The sequence below is a fragment of the Streptomyces sp. CB01580 genome (genome assembly GCF_001905795.1).
Classification (GTDB): Bacteria; Actinomycetota; Actinomycetes; order Streptomycetales; family Streptomycetaceae; genus Streptomyces.
On the sequence record NZ_LIXJ01000007.1, the window covers coordinates 15,604 to 35,798 of the forward strand.

12 protein-coding genes are annotated in these 20,195 nt (G+C 70.5%); 4 read left to right on the forward strand and 8 right to left on the reverse strand.

Annotation, left to right across the window (positions count from 1 at the left end):
• Window positions 1-32 precede the first annotated feature (32 nt).
• The 3 genes from AMK22_RS12940 to AMK22_RS12950 all read right to left on the reverse strand — a co-directional run bounded on the left by AMK22_RS12940 (window position 33) and on the right by AMK22_RS12950 (window position 5,424).
• Window positions 33-1,433: a maltokinase N-terminal cap-like domain-containing protein gene (locus AMK22_RS12940; RefSeq protein WP_073784529.1), complete on the reverse strand. Its 1,401-nt coding sequence runs from the start codon at window positions 1,431-1,433 to the stop codon at window positions 33-35.
• Between the two features lie 242 nt (window positions 1,434-1,675).
• Window positions 1,676-3,382 (reverse strand): maltose alpha-D-glucosyltransferase, encoded by a 1,707-nt coding sequence (gene treS, locus AMK22_RS12945; RefSeq protein ID WP_073784531.1) that lies wholly within the window; start codon window positions 3,380-3,382, stop codon window positions 1,676-1,678.
• Window positions 3,379-5,424, reverse strand: coding sequence for an alpha-1,4-glucan--maltose-1-phosphate maltosyltransferase (locus AMK22_RS12950; RefSeq protein ID WP_073784533.1), 2,046 nt, complete (start codon window positions 5,422-5,424; stop codon window positions 3,379-3,381). The genes treS and AMK22_RS12950 overlap by 4 nt, the downstream gene beginning before the upstream one ends.
• A gap of 426 nt (window positions 5,425-5,850) precedes the next feature.
• Here AMK22_RS12950 and glgP point away from each other — a divergent pair, with 426 nt between their 5' ends.
• Window positions 5,851-8,475, forward strand: a complete 2,625-nt coding sequence (glgP, locus tag AMK22_RS12955) for an alpha-glucan family phosphorylase (protein ID WP_199883207.1) — start codon at window positions 5,851-5,853, stop codon at window positions 8,473-8,475.
• Between the two features lie 164 nt (window positions 8,476-8,639).
• Here glgP and AMK22_RS12960 read toward each other — a convergent pair whose 3' ends face one another.
• The 4 genes from AMK22_RS12960 to AMK22_RS12975 all read right to left on the reverse strand — a co-directional run bounded on the left by AMK22_RS12960 (window position 8,640) and on the right by AMK22_RS12975 (window position 13,152).
• Entirely contained in the window at window positions 8,640-10,673 is a 2,034-nt protein-coding gene (locus AMK22_RS12960; protein ID WP_073784535.1) for a M4 family metallopeptidase, read from the reverse strand.
• Between the two features lie 593 nt (window positions 10,674-11,266).
• Window positions 11,267-11,812 (reverse strand): GNAT family N-acetyltransferase, encoded by a 546-nt coding sequence (locus AMK22_RS12965; RefSeq protein WP_073784927.1) that lies wholly within the window; start codon window positions 11,810-11,812, stop codon window positions 11,267-11,269.
• Between the two features lie 213 nt (window positions 11,813-12,025).
• Complete coding sequence (locus AMK22_RS12970; RefSeq protein WP_073784537.1) at window positions 12,026-12,229, reverse strand: DUF397 domain-containing protein; 204 nt, start codon at window positions 12,227-12,229, stop codon at window positions 12,026-12,028.
• Window positions 12,226-13,152, reverse strand: a complete 927-nt coding sequence (locus AMK22_RS12975; protein ID WP_073784929.1) for a helix-turn-helix domain-containing protein — start codon at window positions 13,150-13,152, stop codon at window positions 12,226-12,228. Before AMK22_RS12975 ends, AMK22_RS12970 begins: the two co-directional genes overlap by 4 nt.
• Before the next feature lie 339 nt (window positions 13,153-13,491).
• Here AMK22_RS12975 and AMK22_RS12980 point away from each other — a divergent pair, with 339 nt between their 5' ends.
• A complete protein-coding gene (locus AMK22_RS12980) occupies window positions 13,492-14,604 on the forward strand; it encodes a patatin-like phospholipase family protein (protein WP_073784539.1) in 1,113 nt (370 codons plus the stop codon).
• The gene (locus AMK22_RS12985) at window positions 14,540-16,918 is read left to right on the forward strand and encodes a hypothetical protein (RefSeq protein WP_073784541.1); all 2,379 of its coding nucleotides are present in this window, start codon (window positions 14,540-14,542) and stop codon (window positions 16,916-16,918) included. The genes AMK22_RS12980 and AMK22_RS12985 overlap by 65 nt, the downstream gene beginning before the upstream one ends.
• A gap of 119 nt (window positions 16,919-17,037) precedes the next feature.
• Here AMK22_RS12985 and AMK22_RS12990 read toward each other — a convergent pair whose 3' ends face one another.
• The gene (locus AMK22_RS12990; protein ID WP_073784931.1) at window positions 17,038-17,661 is read right to left on the reverse strand and encodes a TetR/AcrR family transcriptional regulator; all 624 of its coding nucleotides are present in this window, start codon (window positions 17,659-17,661) and stop codon (window positions 17,038-17,040) included.
• Between the two features lie 308 nt (window positions 17,662-17,969).
• Between AMK22_RS12990 and AMK22_RS12995 the strand changes: the two genes are divergently transcribed.
• Window positions 17,970-20,165 carry a polymorphic toxin-type HINT domain-containing protein gene (locus tag AMK22_RS12995; protein ID WP_079186124.1) on the forward strand — a complete coding sequence of 732 codons (2,196 nt, stop codon included), beginning with the start codon at window positions 17,970-17,972 and terminating at the stop codon, window positions 20,163-20,165.
• The last annotated feature ends 30 nt before the right edge of the window (window positions 20,166-20,195 follow it).

Genomic DNA, 20,195 nt, shown 5'->3' on the forward strand with positions numbered 1-20,195 from the left:
GGATGCCGGGCAGCCGCCGGGCAGACGGCCCGTCAGTCGGAGACGGCGGCCAGACGGTGGATCGCCGCCATCGGGACCGGCAGCCAGTCGGGCCGGTGCCGTGCCTCGTACAGCACCTCGTACACCGCCTTGTCGGTCTCGTGGGCGCGCAGCAGCTCCGGTTCGCTGCGCGGGTCGACGCCCGCGGCCTCGGCGTAGCCCTCGCAGTACGCGGTCCGGCAGCGCGCCGCCCACTCGGCGTTCCACGGGCGGTGCGAACGGGCCGCGTAGTCGAAGGAGCGGAGCATGCCGGCGACGTCGCGCACCGGTGGCTGCGGGCGGCGGCGCTCGGCCAGCGGCCTGGCCGGCTCGCCCTCGAAGTCGATCAGCGACCAGAAACCGTCGGCCGCGCGCAGGGTCTGGCCGAGATGGAGATCGCCGTGGATCCGCTGGGCCGCCCGGTCGTGGCCCCGGTCGCCGAGCAAGGCCACCGCGTCGAACGCCGCGCGCAGACCGGGCACATACGGCACGAGCGCGGGCACCGCCCGCGCCGCGGCATCCAGCCTGCGCACCATCCCGGCCGCCAGGTGCGCGGTCTGGGCGGGGCGCAGGACGGGCGTGGGCAGCGCGGCGGCCAGCGCGGTGTGCACCTCCGCGGTGGCCCGGCCGAGAGCGTGCGCCTCTTCGGTGAAGTCGTGGCCCCGGGCGAGGGCGCGCAGGGCGAGCTGCCAGCCGTCCTCCGCGTCGCGCAGGTACGGCTGGAGAACACCGAGGGTGAGCGGTTCCGGCGCGATGGACTCGAACCAGGCGACGGGGGCGGGCACCCGGCCGCACCCCTCGCGGGCGAGCGCCAGCGGCAGTTCCAGGTCGGGGTTGGTGCCCGGGAACACCCGGCGGAAGATCTTGAGGATGTAGGCGTCGCCGTAGACGAGCGAGGTGTTGGACTGCTCGGTGTCCAGCACGCGGGGCGCCGGTCCGGCGGCGACGGGGGCGCCGCCCCGGCCGAAGCGCAGGGCACCCAGCGCGCCGGGGGTGCGCAGCCGCTCCAGCAGGAGCGCGGCGAGGCGGGGATCGTGCAGCCCCTCGTAGACCGCGCGGCCCGCGAGCGGTCCGTTCGCCGGACGGCCGATGAGCGCGGGCGCCAGCGGGGGAGGCAGCGCGGCCCGTACTCCGAGCAGCAGTTGGTAGCAGTCGGCGGGCCATCGCGCGGGCGCCGCCGGCTGATGGGCCCGCACCAGCAGATGGAGCAGCCCGGCCCCGGATCCTGCGGTCACGGAAGGGGCGTCCACCGGCAGCATCTCGGTCGCCGACACCAGCGAGAAACCGGTGATCGGCTGTCCCTTGCCCGCGAACCACCGCTGCCGGGGCAGCCATTCGTGCAACAGGGGGACGAGAGACGGAAGCAGAGCTGTGCTGTCGGCCTGGGCGACCCGGATGGATGCAGCCTCCGACATGGCAACGCGTCCTTTCCCCGGGTACACCACAGGATGCGAAGAGTGTTCCGGATTGCGGCATTGGCTGTCCGACTGTGCGGGACGTTTCGGGTCAGGATGGTCCGTACGGACTCGGCTCGAAGAAGGGCCCGGAAGCGTTCGACGCGGCGAATGGGCGAGAGGAGTGAGAGGGGGAGAAGGGCGTTCCCCGTGCGGGGCGGCGGTCACCGCCCCGCGTTCGGTTGCTGCGAAATGACGAGCCGTCAGCTGGAGGGCACGTCCTTCCGCAGCCGGAACCAGTAGAACCCGTGCCCCGCCAGCGTCAGCAGATAGGGCAGCGAGCCGATGGCAGGGAAGCGCACCCCGCCGATCAGCTCGACCGGATGGCGCCCGTCGTACGAGCGCAGATCGAGCTCCGTGGGCTGCGCGAACCGCGAGAAGTTGTTCACGCACAGCACCAGGTCGTCCCCGCGCTCGCGGGTGAAGGCGAGCACCGCCGGGTTCGACGACGGCAGTTCGTTGAACGAGCCGAGCCCGAAGGCGGGGTTCTGCTTGCGGATCTCGATCATCCGCCGGGTCCAATGCAGCAGCGACGACGGGGAGGCCATCGACGCCTCGACGTTGGTGACCTGGTAGCCGTAGACCGGGTCCATGATCGTGGGGAGGTAGAGCCGCCCGGGATCGCTGGAGGAGAAGCCCGCGTTGCGGTCGGGCGTCCACTGCATCGGGGTGCGCACCGCGTCGCGGTCGCCCAGCCAGATGTTGTCGCCCATCCCGATCTCGTCCCCGTAGTAGAGGATCGGGGAGCCCGGCAGGGACAGCAGCAGCGCGGTGAACAGTTCGATCTGGTTGCGGTCGTTGTCGAGCAGGGGCGCCAGGCGCCGCCGGATGCCGATGTTGGCGCGCATCCGCGGATCCTTGGCGTACTCCGCGTACATGTAGTCACGTTCCTCGTCCGTGACCATTTCGAGGGTGAGCTCGTCGTGGTTGCGCAGGAAGATGCCCCACTGGCAGTTGCTCGGGATTGCTGGGGTCTTCGCCAGGACTTCGGAGACCGGATAGCGGCTCTCCCGCCGGACCGCCATGAAGATCCTCGGCATCACGGGGAAGTGGAACGCCATGTGGCACTCGTCCCCGCCGCGCTGGTAGTCGCCGAAGTAGTCGACGACGTCCTCCGGCCACTGATTGGCCTCGGCGAGCAGCACGGTGTCCGGGTAGTGCGTGTCGATCTCCTCGCGCACCCGCTTGAGGAAGTCGTGCGTCTCCGGAAGGTTCTCGCAGTTGGTGCCCTCGCGCTGGAAGAGGTACGGCACGGCGTCCAGCCGGAACCCGTCGATGCCGAGGTCCAGCCAGAAGCGCAGCGCGGCCAGGATCTCCTCCTGCACCGCCGGGTTCTCGTAGTTGAGGTCGGGCTGGTGGGAGAAGAACCGGTGCCAGTAGTACTGCTTGCGCACCGGGTCGAACGTCCAGTTGGACGTCTCCGTGTCGACGAAGATGATCCGGGCGTCCGGGAACTGCTTGTCGTCGTCGGCCCAGATGTAGTAGTCGCCGTACGGCCCCTTCGGGTCGCTGCGGGACTGCTGGAACCACTCGTGCTGATCGCTCGTGTGGTTCACGACGAAGTCGATGATCACGCGCATGCCGCGCTGGTGCGCGGCGTCGACGAACTCGACGAAGTCGGCCAGGTCGCCGAACTCCGGCAGCACGGCGGTGTAGTCGGAGACGTCATAACCGCCGTCGCGCAGCGGTGACTTGAAGAACGGTGGCAGCCAGAGGCAGTCGACGCCCAGCCACTGGAGGTAGTCCAGCTTGGCGGTGATGCCCTTGAGGTCGCCGATGCCGTCGCCGTTGGAGTCCTGGAAGGAACGGACCAGTACCTCGTAGAAGACGGCACGCTTGAACCAGTCGGGATCGCGGTCCTTGGCGGGGGTGTCCTCGAACGTGTCGGGGACGGGCTCATTGACGATCATGGTGTGGGTGACCCTCCGGTAGACGGGGACGGTCGCAGGACCACGATGTGCGCGGGCGTGACGCCCGGCTCCAGGCGCACATAGAAGGTCCTGCCCCAGTGATAGGTGTCGCCGGTGAGCTCGTCGCACACCGGCACGCTCTCGTGCCGGTCGAGGCCGAGTCGCGACATGTCCAACGAGACCGTGGCCTCCTGGGTGTGGTGCGGGTCGAGGTTGACGACCACCAGTACGGTGTCCCGCCCCGAGCGCTTGCTGTACGCGATCAACGCGTCGTTGTCGACGGCGTGGAAGTGCACATCGCGCAATTGCTGGAGAGCCGGGTGACACCGCCTGATGCGGTTGAGACGGGTGATGAGCGGGGCCAGCGTGCGGCCCTCGCGCGCCGCCCCCTCCCAGTCCCTGATCCGGATCTGGTACTTCTCCGAGTCGAGGTATTCCTCGCTGCCCGGACGTACCGGCGTGTTCTCGCACAGCTCGTAGCCCGCGTACACGCCCCAGGAAGGCGCCAGCGTCGCGGCGAGCACGGCCCGTGCCTCGAAGGCCGGGCGGCCCCCGCCCTGGAGATGGCCCGGCAGGATGTCCGGGGTGTTCACGAAGAAATTGGGCCGCATGAACGGGGCGGTCTCGCCCGCCAGTTCCGTGATGTACTCGGTGATCTCCTTCTTGCTGTCGCGCCAGGTGAAATACGTGTAGGACTGCTGGAAACCGACGGCGGCCAGCGTCCGCATCATCGCGGGACGGGTGAATGCCTCGGCCAGGAAGATCACATCCGGATCGGTCCCGTTGATTTCGGCGATCACCGTCTCCCAGAAGACCACCGGTTTGGTGTGAGGATTGTCGACCCGGAAGATCCGCACTCCGCGGTCCATCCAGAAACGGAGAATGCGAACCGTTTCCTCGACCAGGCCGCGCATGTCCTTGTCGAAGGCGATCGGATAGATGTCCTGGTATTTCTTCGGCGGATTCTCGGCGTAGGCGATCGAACCGTCGGCGCGATGCCGGAACCAGTCGGGGTGCTCCTGGACCCAGGGGTGGTCGGGGGAGCACTGGAGCGCGAAGTCCAGCGCGATCTCCATGCGCAGCTTGCGCGCCGTCCCGACGAAATGGTCGAAGTCGTCGAGGGTGCCGAGATCCGGGTGGACGGCGTCGTGACCGCCCTCGGCCGATCCGATCGCCCACGGCACGCCGACGTCGTGCGGTGCGGCGGAGAGGGAGTTGTTGGGGCCCTTGCGATGAGTGGTGCCGATGGGGTGGACGGGCGGAAGGTAGACCACGTCGAATCCCATGGCGGCGACCGCGGGCAGCCGCTCGGCGGCGGTACGGAAGGTGCCGCTGACGATCCGCTGCGGCGCGGCCGTCGTGTCCCGGGGCGGTCCGGCCCGTCCCGACCGCCCGGACCGTCCGGCCGGCTCGACGGTGGCGCCCTCCGAGCGGGGGAACAGTTCGTACCACGAGCCGAACAAGGCCCTTCGGCGCTCGACCAGCAGCGGCAGCGGGGCCGACCCGGTGACCAGTTCGCGCAGCGGATGGCGGTCGAGCGCGGCCCGTACCTCGGGGGCCAGCGCCGCGGCCAGCCGGGCGGCGGCCGGGCGGGACGCGTCGCGCAGCGCGTCGGCCGCGGCCAGCACGGCCTCGCGCCCGTCCCGCTTGGGCACGCCCATGGCGGCCCGCTCGTGCAGCTCGGCGCCCTCCGCCAGGACGAGCGCGGTGTCGATCCCCGCCGGGATCTTGATGCCGGCCTCGTGCCGCCAGGTGGTGACCGGATCGCTCCACGCCTCGACCGCGTACGTCCAGCGCCCCTCGGCGTCCGGGGTGACGTCGGCGCCCCATCGGTCGGTGCCGGGGGCGAGTTCACGCATCGGCGTCCAGGGCCCGGTCCGCCCGTTCGGGTCCAGCAGGACCACATTGGCGGCGACGGCACCGTGGCCCTCCCCGAAGACGGTCGCGGTGACCTGGAAGGTCTCGCCGGTGACCGCCTTGGCTGGCCTTCTGCCGCAGTCGACGAGGGGGCCGACGTCGAGAACGGGAATGCGACCGATCATGGAAACCTCTGGGGACAGGGCTCGGGCCGAGCAGGGCGCGCCGGTGTCGCGGTGGGCCGAATGCGCCCACCGCGACCGACGGGGGTCCGTCCTTTCTAGCCGCTTCCGGCCGCTCGGTCGGCGGCTGACGGTGTGTGGGCGTGGCCGCTTCTTTCGCATTCACTCAAATGGCACTCGAACGGCCGGGTGTGGAAGTGCCGAGCGCGCGCGAAACGGCCTGCGACGCACCGGTTTCGTAGTGCATTCGGGCGGAATTCACGGGGTGCGGAAGGTGTCGGGGCCGTATTCGTCCATTCGGGCCCGAAGGACATGTCGGCGCATCGCCGAGGATTTCCGTGGGCGGCCGGGAATCCCGCAGGGTGACCGAGCCGCGCACGCCGTGGTGCGTCCGCCGGGAACGGCATGTCCCCTGTAAAGGTGGAACGTGTGAAGGCCATTCGTCGATTCACCGTGCGCCCCGTCCTCCCCGACCCCCTTCGACCGCTCGGCGACCTCGCCCACAATCTGCGCTGGTCCTGGCACACCGAGACCCGTGAACTCTTCCAGGCCGTCGACCCGGAGATCCGGCGGACGGCGGAGTGCGACCCCGTGCGGCTGCTCGGCGCCGTGTCGGCCGCACGGCTCGCCGAGCTGGCGGCGGACGAACAGTTCCTGCAGCGGCTGGCCGAGGTGTCCGCGGATCTGCGGAACTATCTGGACGGGCCCAGGTGGTACCAGGAACAGCTCGGCCGGGGCGTGGAACTCCCGGCCGCCGTCGCCTACTTCTCGCCCGAGTTCGGCGTCACCGCCGCCCTGCCCCAGTACTCCGGCGGGCTCGGCATCCTCGCCGGGGACCACCTCAAGGCCGCCAGCGACCTGGGCGTCCCGCTCGTCGCCGTCGGTCTGCTCTACCGGCACGGCTACTTCCGCCAGAGCCTGTCCCGCGACGGCTGGCAACAGGAGCACTACCCCGTGCTCGACCCGGACGAGCTGCCGCTCACCCAGCTCCGCGAGGCCGACGGAACCCCCAGCCGGGTGGTGCTCGCGCTGCCCGGCGGCCGCTCGCTGCACGCCCACATCTGGCAGGCCCGGGTCGGACGCGTACCGCTGCTGATGCTGGACTCCGAGGTGGAGGAGAACGCGCCCGGCGAACGCGAGGTGACCGACCGGCTGTACGGGGGCGGCAGCGAGCACCGGCTGCTCCAGGAGATGCTGCTCGGCATCGGCGGGGTACGGGCGGTGCGCACGTACTGCCGCCTCACCGGCCATCCGGCGCCCGAGGTGTTCCACACCAACGAGGGGCACGCCGGATTCCTCGGCCTCGAACGCATCCGTGAACTCGCCGACACCGGGCTGGACTTCGACGCAGCGGTGGAGTTCGTACGGGCCGGAACGGTCTTCACCACCCACACGCCCGTACCGGCCGGGATCGACCGCTTCGACCGCGAACTCGTCGCCCGGCACTTCGGCGACGAGGGCGAACTCCCGGGCGTGGACGTCGAACACGTCCTGGACCTGGGCACGGAGACCTATCCCGGCGGCGAGCCGCGCGTCTTCAACATGGCGGTGATGGGGCTGCGCCTCGCCCAGCGCGCCAACGGCGTCTCCACCCTCCACGGGCGGGTCAGCCGAGAGATGTTCGCCGGGCTGTGGCCGGGCTTCGACGCGGAGGAGGTGCCGATCGCCTCGGTGACCAACGGAGTCCACGCACCCACCTGGGTCGCCCCCGAGATCCTGCGACTGTGCGGCCGCTGCGGCGGGTCCCCCGGGCGATGGGACGGCGCCGCCGGACCCTGGGACGGTGCCACCGACATCCCCGACGGCGAACTCTGGGAGCTGCGACGTGAGTTGCGTGCCCAGCTGGTCACCGAGGTACGCGAACGGCTCCGCGTCTCCTGGCACGACCGGGGCGCGGAACCGGCCGAACTCGGCTGGATCGACGGCGTGCTGGACCCGGACGTGCTCACGATCGGCTTCGCCCGGCGCGTGCCCTCGTACAAGCGGCTGACCCTGATGCTGCGCGACCGCGACCGGCTCAGGGAACTGCTGACCCATCCGGAGCGCCCGGTCCAGATCGTCGTCGCGGGCAAGGCACATCCCGCCGACGACGGCGGCAAGCGGCTGGTGCGGGAGTTGGTGCGGTTCTCCGACGACCCCCGGGTCCGCCACCGCATCGTCTTCCTACCCGACTACGGCATGGCCCTGGCGCAGAAGCTCTACCCGGGGTGCGATATCTGGCTCAACAACCCGCTGCGTCCTCTGGAGGCGTGCGGCACCAGCGGAATGAAGGCCGCGCTCAACGGCTGTCTCAACCTCTCGGTCCTCGACGGCTGGTGGGACGAGTGGTACGAGCCGGACTTCGGCTGGGCGATCCCCACCGCCGACGGTCTGGCCGTGGACGAGGACCGCCGCGACGACCTGGAGGCGGGCGCGCTCTACGAGCTGATCGAGGACCGCATCGCGCCGCGTTTCTACGACCGGGACGACGAGGGGCTACCGGGCCGCTGGATCGAGATGGTCCGGCGCACGCTGCGCGACCTCGGCCCCAAGGTCCTCGCCGGGCGCATGGTCGCGGAGTACGTGGAGCGGCTGTACGCGCCCGCGGCGCTGGCGCAAGGGGCGATGGACCGGGGCGCGGCCCGCCGTCTCGCCGGCTGGAAGGCGGCGGTCCGCACCGCCTGGCCGCGGGTCGCCGTCGACCATGTGGCGGCCGAGGTGCCGGACACGGTGGAGGGCTCGGCCGAGCTGGGCTCGACGCTGACGCTGCGGGCCAGGGTCACCCTCGGGGAGCTGGAGCCGGAGGACGTGGAGGTGCAGGCGGTGGCCGGCCGGGTGGACGCCGCCGACGGCATCTCGGACGCCCAGGTCCTCCCGCTGAAGCCCGCGGGCGGCCAGGACCTGGAGGGCCGCTGGCTCTACGAGGGGCCGCTGGTGCTCGACCGCACCGGTCCGTACGGCTACACGGTGCGGGTGCTGCCCGCGCATCCGCGGCTGGCGACCGGCGCCGAGCTCGGGCTGGTGGCGCTGCCGACGGAGACCGCGGCGGACGGCGCGGGCCTGCTCATGCGCTGAGAGCCCGGGGCCGTCTCGTACCCCCGCGGACGCCGAACCGCCCGGGAGAAGCGCGGTGCTCCTCCCGGGCGGGCGTTCCGTACCGAGGTCCGGAACGTGGTTCGGGTGCTGTCCGGGCGTCACAGGGTGTCGCCCGGGTCTCGGAGAGTCGGCCCGAAGCCGTCTCAGAAGGTCAGCTTGAAGCCGTTGATGGTGCCCTTGTCGCCCGAGTACATGTCCTGGACCTTGAGCTTCCAGGTGCCGTTGGCGACCTTGGACGAGGCGTTGACCGTGTAGGTCTCCACGACGTTGTCCGCGGAGTCGCCGAGCTGGGCGTTCTTCAGCCGGAAGGTGCCGCCGTCCGGGGCGACGAGGTCGATGACCAGGTCACCGCGGTAGGTGTGGGTGATGTCCACGCCGACCTTGAGGGTGCTGGGGGCGTTGCCCGTGACACCGGTGACGTTGACCGAGGTGGTGATGGCCGCGCCGCGGTCCGGGATGGCGACCTTGGCGGTGCTCTCGAAGACCTTGCCGCCGGGTTCGGGGTCGCCGCCGCCGGGACGCGAGCCGACGTTGATGGCGGCCCAGGCGTCGGCGACGGCCTTGTACTCGGCGCTGGTCGTGCCGTACAGCTCACCGGCCGCGGCGAGGGTGCCGGTGCGGGCCGCCGCGTAGTTCGTGGTGGAGGTGAACTTGGTGGTGAGCGCCTTGAACCAGATCTTCTCGGCCTTGTTGATGCCGATGCCGGTCACCGGCAGACCGTCGGAGGTCGGCGAGTCGTAGTCGACGCCGTTGATGGTCTTCTTTCCGCTGCCCTCGGAGAGCAGGTAGAAGAAGTGGTTCGCCGGACCCGAGGAGTAGTGGACGTCGATGTTGCCGATGCCCGAGTACCACGCGTCCTTGGACGCGCCGTCCTTGCTCGGCTTGTCCATGTAGCGCAGCGGGGTGCCGTCGCCGTTGATGTCGATCTTCTCGCCGATGAGGTAGTCGCCCTTGTCGGACGCGTTGTTGGCGTAGAACTCGACCGCGGTGGCGAAGATGTCGCTGGTCGCCTCGTTGAGGCCACCGGACTCGCCGCTGTAGATCAGGCCCGCGGTGTTGGCGGTGACGCCGTGCGACATCTCGTGCGCGGCCACGTCGAGGGCGGTCAGCGGGTTCGCGTTGCCGCTGCCGTCGCCGTACGTCATGCAGAAGCAGCTGTCCTGCCAGAACGCGTTGACGTAGTTGTTGCCGTAGTGCACGCGGGAGTACGCGCCGACGCCGTCGCCCCGGATGCCGGTGCGGCCGTGGACGTTCTTGTAGTAGTCCCAGGTCTCCGCCGCGCCGTAGTGCGCGTCGGCGCCGGCCGTCTCGGCGTTCTGCGGGGTGCCGTTGCCCCAGACGTCCGTGGTGTTCGAGAACAGCGTCCCGGTGCCGGAGCTGCCGTGGTTCAGGTTGTACGTCTTGTGGTTGCCGCGGCCCGCGTCCGTCAGCGTGTACGAACCCGAGGTGCCCAGGGTGACCTGGCCGCTGAACTGCGTGTTGCCGACGCCGTTGACGACACCCTGCCACTCGTACAGCTTCGCGCCGGTGGTGGCGTCCGTGATGACGTGCAGCTCGTTCGGCGTGCCGTCCTCCTGGAGGCCGCCGACGACGGTCTCGTAGGCGAGCTGCGGCGTGCCCTGCGCCATCCAGACCACCTTGCGGGGTGCCCGGTCGGCCTCGGTCTTCTTGGAGCCGTCGGCCTTGGCGAGCCCGAGCGCCTGCTTCTCGGCGACGGCGGGCGCGACGTCGGCCTTCGTGTCCACGGCCTTCAGCTGGCCGCTGGTGACCTTGGACGCCTTGGTGACGCCCTGGGTCGCGCCGGACTTGGACTCCTTGACGACCAGGTCGCCGCCGAGCACCGGGAGGCCCGCGAAGGTGCGCTCGTAACGCGTGTGCGTGGTGCCGTCGTTGTCCTGGATGACGTCCCTGACGACGAGCTTCTCCTGGGAGCCGAGTCCGAGCTCCTTGGCCGTGGCCGCCTTGGTCGCGTCGGCCTCGCGGATCAGCTCGGCACGCTGGGAGGGAGTGAGCTGCTTTGCCAGTGCACCGAACTTGGCGCCGGCGGTCGCCGCTGCCGCGGTCGTGTTGCCGGGGGTGGCGGTGGCCGTGCCGGCCTGGACGCCGACGGCGAGAAGCGCCGCTGCGGCTATCAGAGCACCGGTCGCGGTGGCGCGACGGCTGGGCGTGGATCTCACGCGAACTCCTTCTGCAAGGGGGGTACCGGCCGGTGGGTGTCAGCCGGCCGGCGAATGAGAAGTGCGCAGAACGGGGTGAAGAGTGTCAGCCGGAGGGTGTTCCTGTCAGGAGCGCGTCAACAACTTGGCCGGATCTCGTTCGTTGCCGGAAAGACCATGTTCGTTAAGCGGACGTTTCGCCGATCAACACCGGGGTGGCGTAGAGGGGCCCGCACCGGCTGAATCCACGGTGCGGGATGGTGTCGGCTCTGTGGCGGCCGTATTCGAACATCGGCTCAGGCGGCGGGCGTTGGTGGTGGCTGAGATGGTGTGGGGTGTGGCTGAAACTCATCGCCTTGGCGGGAGTGGGTGGTGCGGCCCCGGGCCCGTACACCGACCGGAGCCGCGTGGCGACGACTTCAAGCCCCGACGCGGTACGGGGGGCGGGGGCGCGGGGGAGGCGAAACGCGACGCCCCGCCCCGATGCGCGTCGGGGCGGGGCGGGGCGGGGCGTGCGTGCGTGTTGTGGAGTTCTCGGTCCCGGGTGGCGTAGGAGAGGAAGCTCCGCCAGGAGACAGCACTCCTCGCATTCGCTTCGGCGGGTCCCTCGCAGGCTACTCGTCGTTCCAGTCCGGCGGCGTCGTCACGCCGGAGAGCCAGTCGCGGCGCAGGATCGCGTATCCGACCGCATCGTGGACGCGCCCCTGCTCGCCGGGCCAGGCCTCGCGGTGATGCGCTTCCTTCACGTACCCGCTGGACAGAAACGTGCGGCGCATCGCGCGGTTGTCCTGGCGTGTGGTGCCCTCGATCCTCCGAAGGCCGGGGAACTCGGTGAACAGGTAGTGCGTCAGCCAGGTCAGGGCCTGTCCGCCCAGGCCCCGACCCCGGTGGGCTCCGCCGATCCTGAGGTCGAACAGCGGCGCGCCTCCGTGGAGCACATCGGCGAGGTCGAACAGCCGGATCAGACCGACTCTTTCACCGCCTTCGCCGATCCAGAAGGTGCGGCTGTCGTCACCGTCGTAGAAGCCGTCGCGGACCCGTTGGCGGATGGTGGCGCGGTCGAGCACCGTCGGTCCGTGGAACGGCCACGGCTCATTGATCAGGAAGTCGGCCAGAGCGTCGGAGTCGGAGGCGACGAGGCGTTGGTAGGTGGTGTCCACGGCGCGCACCCTACGGATCGATCACCGCTCCCGGAAACGGATTTCGAAGGCTTCGGTCGGAGCCGGAGCCGGAGCCGGGTCTGGGCCTGGGACCAGGGTGGGAGGAGCGGCAGGGTGTCGGCGTCCCGGCCGGCTCCGCCACCGCTGCGGTGTGCGGTGGCGGAGCCGGGGTACGAGCGCGTGGCGCTTCTCGTGTTCGTACGGAGGGAATGCTCAGCCGTGCGTCGCGTACGGCAGGAAGTCGCACCATGCCTCGGGGGTGACGGTGAGTCGGGGGCTCCGGTCCAGCTTGGAGTCCCGTACGTGGACGGCCGTGGCCGGCTCCGAGGCGGCCCGGGACATCGCCACCTCGACGCAGTCGTCGCCCTGCGAGCCGCTGTAACTGCTCTTGAACCAGGTCAGTTCGGACGTGCTCATAGCGCTCCTCGCATTCGCTTCAACAGGCTGAGGGAATCCTCGGGGGTCAGGGCCTGTGAGCGCAGTGAAGCATATCGCCGGTGGAGGCGGCTGATCTCCTTCACGTCAGTGATGAAGCGTCCGTTCTCCTGCCCCTCCGAGTACCCGAACCACCGGTGTTCCGGGGTCTCCGCCAGTCGCATCGGCCCGTCCAACCCCGCGTGCACCGGCTGCCGCAGCGGCATCAGTTGGAACTCGACGTTCCAGTGCCGCTCGATCACGTCCAGCAGGTGGTCGTACTGCTCGCGCGTCACGTCCTCCCCGCCCGTGTGCCGTTCCAGCACCGCCTGTTCCACGATGAAACTGAACGTCGTCGGCGGCTTCCGGCGCGTGGACAGCAGTTCTTGGCGGTCCAGTCGTGCCGCGACACGCGCGTTCAATTCCTCCTCGTCCGGTCGCGGCGGCACACTGAGCGACACCGCCCGCGTGTACGCCTCCGTCTGCAACAGGCCCGGCACCACACGGCACTCGTACGTGTACAGACTCACCGCGTCCGCCTCGATGCCCGCCCATTGCCGGAACCAATTCGCGATGCCCGGCCGTCGGGACAGATGCCGCGCTGCTCCCCGCAGTGCCCCGAACGCGTCCAGGACCTCCTCCGCCCGCTCCACGAATTCGAGCGAGGGGAACCGGCGGCCCTGCTCGATGGAGGCGACCGTGGGAACCGAGTACCGGACCTGCGGGGCGAACTCCTCCTGCGTCAGCCGCGCCCGCCTGCGGAACGCCTTGACGACCGCGCCGAACGCCTTGAGGCTGTCCGATGCCTCCGGCTCGCCATCGCAAGCGAGTTGGCCGTTGGTGAAGCCGCTGCCGCCGGTCCCGCTGACCGCGACCGCACTGCCTGCCGCCTTACTGCCCGTGGCCGTACTGTCGGCCTTCGTGATGCCTGCGGTCGTACTGTCTGTGGCCGTGCCACTCGCCTCCGCACTGCCCGCCTCCGCACTGTCCGTCACGACTGGTACCTGCCTTCCCTTGGCCCGTAACTCCGTTCGAGCAAAGGGGACTTCACGTCGTCCCGGCGCTCGCACCCGATTCCGGAATCGTTACGGAAAGTCAGCGCGCGAGTCCACTCCGTGCACCCGTACGCTGACGCGGCGTACGGGTCGGCGATCTGGTGCCCGTGCGCACGGTCTTTCGCATCGTCGTCCGGCAGGGTGGGTGCGGCCCCGCCCGTGATGTGTCGCGGCGGGAGAACCCGGGCATGTTCCAGCGGGGGTGGTGCCATGCGGGTGCCTGATGCCGGAAGCGGGGCCGGGTACTGGGACCCGGACCATCCCGTCCTGGAGATCCTGCGCGCCCGGCGCGCTTCGGGGAGCCTGCCGGGGCGGCGCGAGGACGGGGCGCGCGTGGCGCTCGCCGTGGAGGGCGGCGGCATGCGGGGAGTCGTCTCGGCGGCGATGCTGTCCCAACTTGAGGACTACGGCTACAAGAACGCCTTCGATGTCGTCTACGGCTGCTCCTCCGGAGGCATCAACGCGGCCTACTTCCTGGCCGGGGAGACCTGGTACCCGCTCTCGATCTACTACGACGACCTGACGACGAAACAGTTCGTCGACTTCTCAAGGATGTTGCGGCGCAGGCCCATCCTCGACCTGTCGTACTCCTTCGACCGCGTCATGGAACAGGTCAAGCCCCTCGACTACGAGGCGGTCATCGCCTCGCCGATCCCGCTGGCCGTGCCGGTCACCGACGTCGACGCCCTGCGGACCGTCGTGCTGCGGGACTTCGTCGGCCGTCGGGACCTCAAGGACACGTTGCGGGCCTCCGCCTGGCTGCCCGTCGCTCTGCCCGGCACGGTCCCCATGCCGGACGGGAGGCGCGCCGTCGACGGTGGGGTGCTCACCGCCCTGCCCTTCCGGCTCGCGGTCGACGACGGCTGTACACACGTCCTCTCCCTCAGCACCCGCCCCATGCGGGCGGCGGGCGGCGGACTCACCCTCGCGCACCGCCTCACCGGCCTGCACCTGGAGCGCATGCGCACCGGGCTCGGCCGCGGCTACCTGGCGGCGATCCGGCAGAAGCGCCGGGACCAGGAGCGGCTGCGCCGACTGCGTACGGCCCCGGAGGCCGATGCGCCATACGTCCTCGATCTGGCGCCGCTGCCCTGGATGCCCGAGATCAAGCGCCACGAGCTGAACCAACGCCGACTCCTCGACGGCGCCCGCGCGGCGTACGGGATCGCCTTCTGCGCCACCGAGCGCCGGTCCGTCGAGCTGATCCGCCGCGGAGGCATCCGCACCATGCCGAGACTGATGGTGGTGGACACCGAGAATGGAGAACCGAGGCCCGACCCCGGACCTGCTGGTCGCGGCGCTGCGCGAGCTGAGGGGTCATAGTGACCGGGACCTGGCCCGGTTGCGGGACCTGTTGCAACTGCCCGCCGACGGGACACCGGAGACCGCCCGCGCGCGGACCCGCCGCCTCGCCTCGTGGCGGCTGCTGCTCCAGGACATCCCGCTGGACGAGCGTTCCTTCGACGACCGGTTCGGGCCCGGCGGACGGCAGGACACCATCACCGTCCTGACGGCCTGGTGCCTCGGACACCGTGAGCGGAGCGAACGGCACCGGGCGAGCCACGCCGGACTGTTCGGGTTCGTCGGTCTGTACCTGCTGACCCTGCTCGGCCTGGCCGAGTCCGAGGCCCAGCGCTCGCTCCCGCAGCCGCCTCCCGGCCGCGGTCCCGGTGGCGGACGGGCGCTGACCCACGACTGCGGTGCCGTCTGCGGCGTACTCGTCACCGAGGCGGCGGTCGCCGACACCATCGCCGAGGTCCACCACCCGAGGCCGCGCCCCGGACGCCGTCGCGCGGACGCCGCCACCGGGCCCGCCGAGCGCGAATGGGACGCGATACGCGGGCGGCTCGCCTTCCACCGGCACGGCAGCACCTCGCTGATCCTGCGCGGCACCGCGGCGGGGGCCGTGCACGGGACCCGCCCGGAGTTCGCCCTGAAGCTCATCCTGTACCCGTTCACCAGGATCCCGACCCTGACCCGTGCCACCCGCGAGTACGCCGAGACGTACGGCACCGCCGACACCGGCTCACGGCACCTGGTGCGGGTCTGGGCCAGCTTCGACAGCTGGATCCTGATGGACTTCATCGAGGGCAGGACGCTCGCCGAACTACTCCGGGAGGGCGACGACCCGGATGCGTCCGGGGCGGCGGGCCAGGCGCTCCGCCTCCGGCTCGACCGGCTCCGGGAGAACGGGGTGCTGCTCCTCGACGCGCTGGCGGACCTGCAACGCGTCGCCCAGGAGGCCACCGCGCACGGCCGCCTCAAGGGTGTGCACGCCGACCTCTCGCCCTCCAACATCATCGTGTCCGACACCGATGGCGCGTTCCAGCTCGTCGACCTCGGGCGCAACTACCTCTACACCCACACCATCACCGGCACACCCGGCGCCGAGTCCTCCTACATCGCCCCCGAGGTCAGGGCGGGCGACAGCGAGATCGCCCGTGCCGACCTCTACTCGCTCGGCCGGCTGCTGATCACGTTCGGCACCGGACGCGCCGACACCGACGACGTGGTGCCGGACATCTTCTACATGCGCGCCGTGCAACTGGCCCGCTTCATCGAGGACCTCATCGACGCCGACCCGGCACGCCGACTGATCGTCTTCGGCACGGGGACGGAACCCTCCTTCTCCTACGAGGAGTTGAAGACCGCGTTCCTCACCGAACTGGAGACGGTGCGGGCCGCCGAGAACGGCGAGTCCGAGCTGCGGACCGAGACCGGCTGGCGGGCGCTGCCCGGCCTGCTGCGCCCCCTGTCCGGGGACCCGGGCCGGGAATGGCGGTTGTGGCGGATGCACCGGCGGCAGAGCGCCCGGCCCGACGCGCACCGCCGCCCCTTCGCCCACTGGCTGCTCCTCTGGGCGATGGTGTCCGCGCTGATCTGGGCGGTGACGAACGCCACCGTCATCACCTGGCTGCTGCGCGATCTCGGCCTCGACTGGGGCAACAAGCTGGTGGAACTGGTGCAGCACGTCGGCGGCGGCACGGACGGGCTCCCGATCGTGGATTCGTGGCGGCACGACGACTACCGGCTGCCGGACTGGCGGGCCAACCTCCCGGCCCGGATGGTCGGGCTCTCCTACGCCATCGCGGCACCGAAGTACTACCAGACGCTGTTCTCCGGCCTCACCCCGCTCACCATCGGATGGCGGGCGGGCGGGCTGACCCGGCTGGCCCTGGCGACCGAGGCGGTCATGCGGGTGATGGCCGTCGTGCCCTGCATGCTCGTCCTGGCGGTCACCCTGGTCGAACCCCGCTGGTGGCCCCTCAATTCGGCCATCGGACAGTGTCTGACCTGGCTGGCGAACTTCCTGGTCCTCGCCTACATCCGTGCCGTCATCACCCGCTCACGCCGGCTCGGCCTCAGTACGGTCCCGGGCGACGACGGCAAGATCACCGGGTTCGCCGCGCTCACCCAGTGGGTGCCGACCTCGCTGTTCTACGCCACCGCCGTGCTCACCATCGGCACCTTCCTGTACCTGGGGATACTGCACGACGTCTACGTGTACGCGCTGGCCGTGACCTCGACCAATCTCTTCCTCTTCTACGTCATCAAGTGCGGTATAGGCGGCCCGACGGTACGGGTGACGATGGTCCGCACGTGTCTGGCCGCGGAACGTGTGGCCCGATGCCGGTAGCCGTCATGCGGGCGGCGTCCGGATCGCGGTGATCGGCCCGGCGGGACGGCCGCCCGGTTCCGCTCCGCCCGGGTCCTCTTCCGCCCGGCTCCTCTTCCGCCCGGCCCTGTTCCGGCCGGTCAGGAAGGACCCGTGTCGGGCGAGCCGGTACGGGCGCTGCTGACGGCGCGCCAGATCTGGTCGGGAAGGGTGCGGTCGGCCTCCGCCAGATCGAGGTCGCCGACGGTGAGCCAGCGGCGGACGACGGCGACGACCGGGCCGAGGACGAGGGCCTCGATCACGGGGGTGGGGAGATCGGCGAGTTCGCCGGACTTCGTGTGGGCGTGGATCCAGAGGGCGATCGGCGTCAGCCGGGCCTCCTGGGACTCACGGATCTGCCCGGTGCGGGTCACGAGCTCGTGGTCCGCGGTGACGGAGTGCATGAGCCGGGCCGCTTCCGGATGGGCCTGCGCGAAGTCGAGGTAGGTCCGGACGACGGCCCGGACGCCGGAGCGGGCGTCGGCCGCCTGCTCCAGCGCGGTGGTCAGCGCGTCCAGGAGGCGGCCCACCGACCGCAGCGCGAGCGTGGCGATCACGCCGTGCAGGTTGCCGAAGTGGTGGTAGACGCTGCCGGAACTCACCCCGCTGGCCTTGGTGATCGCGCCGACGGTGAGACCGGCCTCACCCTCGGAGGCGTATATCCGCAGCGCTGCCTCCAGTACCTGCTCGACCGTGGCCTCCCCGCGTTGCTGCTTCGGTCTCATCGAACGGACGTCCTCGATCTCGTGGGACGGATGCCCTGGGGTCTCGACACGGACAGCGTAGAACACTCCTTCTGGATTTTTTTCTAGAAAGGCTTCCAGTTGCGGGAGTTGGGCCCTCACACTGAGTGGTGCGCGCCGGACTCCGCCAACTCGGGTGATTCGAAGGGGCGTTGAGTCGGTGGTGCGCGGAAGCGGGGGGTGAGTCGGCCCGGGACGGGACACGTTCCCGCCGGGCCGGCGCTCCGGACCGCGGCCGCCATGGCTCCGCCGAAGCGGTGGCGCGACGTCGACACGGATGAGGGGAAGTCATGACCGAGCCAGGTCCCGCCGAAGGACAGTGGCGGGCCGCGGGACAGCCGCCGTCGGGTGCCCCGTTCGTACCACCACCGCCCGATCACCCACCGGCGCCGGTGCGCCGCTCCTGGAGAGAGCGCTTCAGTGCGCTGTCCGGAAGGCGGCGCGTGCTGCTCCTCGCCGGGGTCGGGGCTCTGGTCCTGGCGCTGGTGGGCGGGCTGCTGACCTGGGTGGACTCTTCCTCCGGATCCGCCCCGGCCGTGGCGAGACGTGACCTGCGGCCGTTCGAGGAGGCGGTCGACGACCTGGGTGGCGCCGACGGGCTGCGCTATCGGGACACGGCGATCGCCGGCATCACCGAGCGGGACATCACCGTCACCGCCTCCGGGAACCAGTTCGGCAGCACGAGCTCCGGCATCAAGCGGCACGACCGCGATGTCCTGCGGATCGGCCGGAAGGACTTCACCCGCTGGAAGGTGGATCCGGTCCCCGACGCGGACTCCGCATCGGGAACGAAGGCGCCGGGTGCGTGGACGGTCGGGTTCTACGGCAACTCCGACATCCTCGACGAGATACTCGACCAGCGGCCCTCCCCGTCGAAGCTGGCGGCCCAGCTGTCGGATGCGCTCCAGGTCCTGGCCGACGCCCCGCGGTCGGACGCCTCGACGCCGAGGCGGACGACCACGGTGGACGGGACACCGGCCCTCGGGGTCGACACCTCCGCCGGCCGTCTCCTCGTCACCCGGAACAAGCCGTACCGGGTTCTGCGGCTGGAGCCCTACGACCTGTCCGAGACGATCGGCAAGTGGCGGGACGGGGAGCGGCCGACCGAGGTCCCCCGGGTGACCACCGGACCGTTGGCGGACGGCGGCTCCGAGGGGATGGACCTGACCCCGGTCGTCGGTGACGCCGTCAAGGCGATGTACGACACCCTGGTCGCCTACGCCGAGCAGCTCAAGGACGCGAGCGACCAGGGCATCGACTTCACGCTCGACGGCTCCGGGGACCTGAACTGCGGTTCAGGGGGATGCACCGCTCACCAGAAGTTCACCGGAAAGGTCACCACCGGGGCGAGGAGCCGTGTCACCGACGGCAAGGTCACCGCCGTCATGAGCGCGACCTTCACCATCGGCGGCCGGTCCGCGGGACGCTGTACCAGCAGCCGCGGCACGTTCCCGCTCAGCGGCAACTCCGTCTCCGGCACCCTCACCTGCACCAACCCGGGCGCAGGCCCCGTCTACACCTCGGTCGCCGCGAAGTACCGGGCCGATGCCCTGGCCGAGTCCCGCGCCAGTGGCGGCCGTACGGTCCGCTACAGCATCCCGCTGCGTGCCAGCACCCTGGTCGACGCCCGCGCCCTCGCCACCGTCGAGGTCAAGCAACTCCTCGACCGCGTCCGGAGCGAACGGGACGGCGGGAACTGCGTCAAGCTCCACAGCTTCCCGCCCGGCACGCAGGTCCTCCTCGCCGACGGGACCACCCGTTCCATCGAGGCGGTCCGCGTCGGCGATCGGGTGACCGCCACCGATCCGGAGACCGGACTCACCGCCGCACGGCCGGTCACCGACACCATCACCACCGAGGACGACAAGGACTTCACACGCCTCACCGTCGTCACCGACCGGGGTCGCGCCACCCTCACCGCCACCGACAACCACCCGTTCTGGCTGACCGGCGCCAGGCGCTGGGCCGACGCGGAGGACATCCGCCCAGGCGACGAGCTGCGCAGCCCGACGGGCGTGCCCCTCCGGGTCGCCGGCGTGGCCGACGAGAAGGGCCCGCGGCGCACGCACGACCTCACCGTCGGCGATCTCCACACGTACTACGTGCTGGCGGGGGCCACTCCCGTACTGGTGCACAACAGTGGGCCCGGCTGCGGTTCGAACTGGATGTCGCCCGACAAGCTTCCGCATCACTACATGCGGACGAGCGACCAGGGCATCAGGCACGCGGAGGACTTCGGCGTGAAGGGTCCGTACAACAAGGCCAACGGGGAGGCCTTCGTCCGGGCCATCGGACAGTTCGTGAAGAATCCGGGAACGCGGCGCATCCAGGGTACGTACCGGGGGCGGGACGCCGTCCACTACGTGGACGACACCGGACTGCACGCATCGTTCGCCGCGAACGGCCCGAATGTCGGAGAGTACCTCGGAGGATGGCGGTCCTCGGGCGATCAGCTCACCTATCTGCTGCGGGACGGGAAGCTGTAGTACCGGGCAGCCGACGTGAGGGCAACGAAA

Excerpts from the sequence above, each read along its gene's own strand:
- AMK22_RS12940 (WP_073784529.1), bottom strand. The coding sequence starts at position 1,433 with ATGTCGGAGGCTGCATCCATCCGGGTCGCCCAGGCCGACAGCACAGCT.
- treS (WP_073784531.1), bottom strand. The coding sequence starts at position 3,382 with ATGATCGTCAATGAGCCCGTCCCCGACACGTTCGAGGACACCCCCGCC.
- AMK22_RS12950 (WP_073784533.1), bottom strand. The coding sequence starts at position 5,424 with ATGATCGGTCGCATTCCCGTTCTCGACGTCGGCCCCCTCGTCGACTGC.
- AMK22_RS12970 (WP_073784537.1), bottom strand. The coding sequence starts at position 12,229 with ATGAGCACGTCCGAACTGACCTGGTTCAAGAGCAGTTACAGCGGCTCG.
- AMK22_RS12980 (WP_073784539.1), top strand. The coding sequence starts at position 13,492 with ATGCGGGTGCCTGATGCCGGAAGCGGGGCCGGGTACTGGGACCCGGAC.
- AMK22_RS12985 (WP_073784541.1), top strand. The coding sequence starts at position 14,540 with ATGGAGAACCGAGGCCCGACCCCGGACCTGCTGGTCGCGGCGCTGCGC.
- AMK22_RS12990 (WP_073784931.1), bottom strand. The coding sequence starts at position 17,661 with ATGAGACCGAAGCAGCAACGCGGGGAGGCCACGGTCGAGCAGGTACTG.
- AMK22_RS12995 (WP_079186124.1), top strand. The coding sequence starts at position 17,970 with ATGACCGAGCCAGGTCCCGCCGAAGGACAGTGGCGGGCCGCGGGACAG.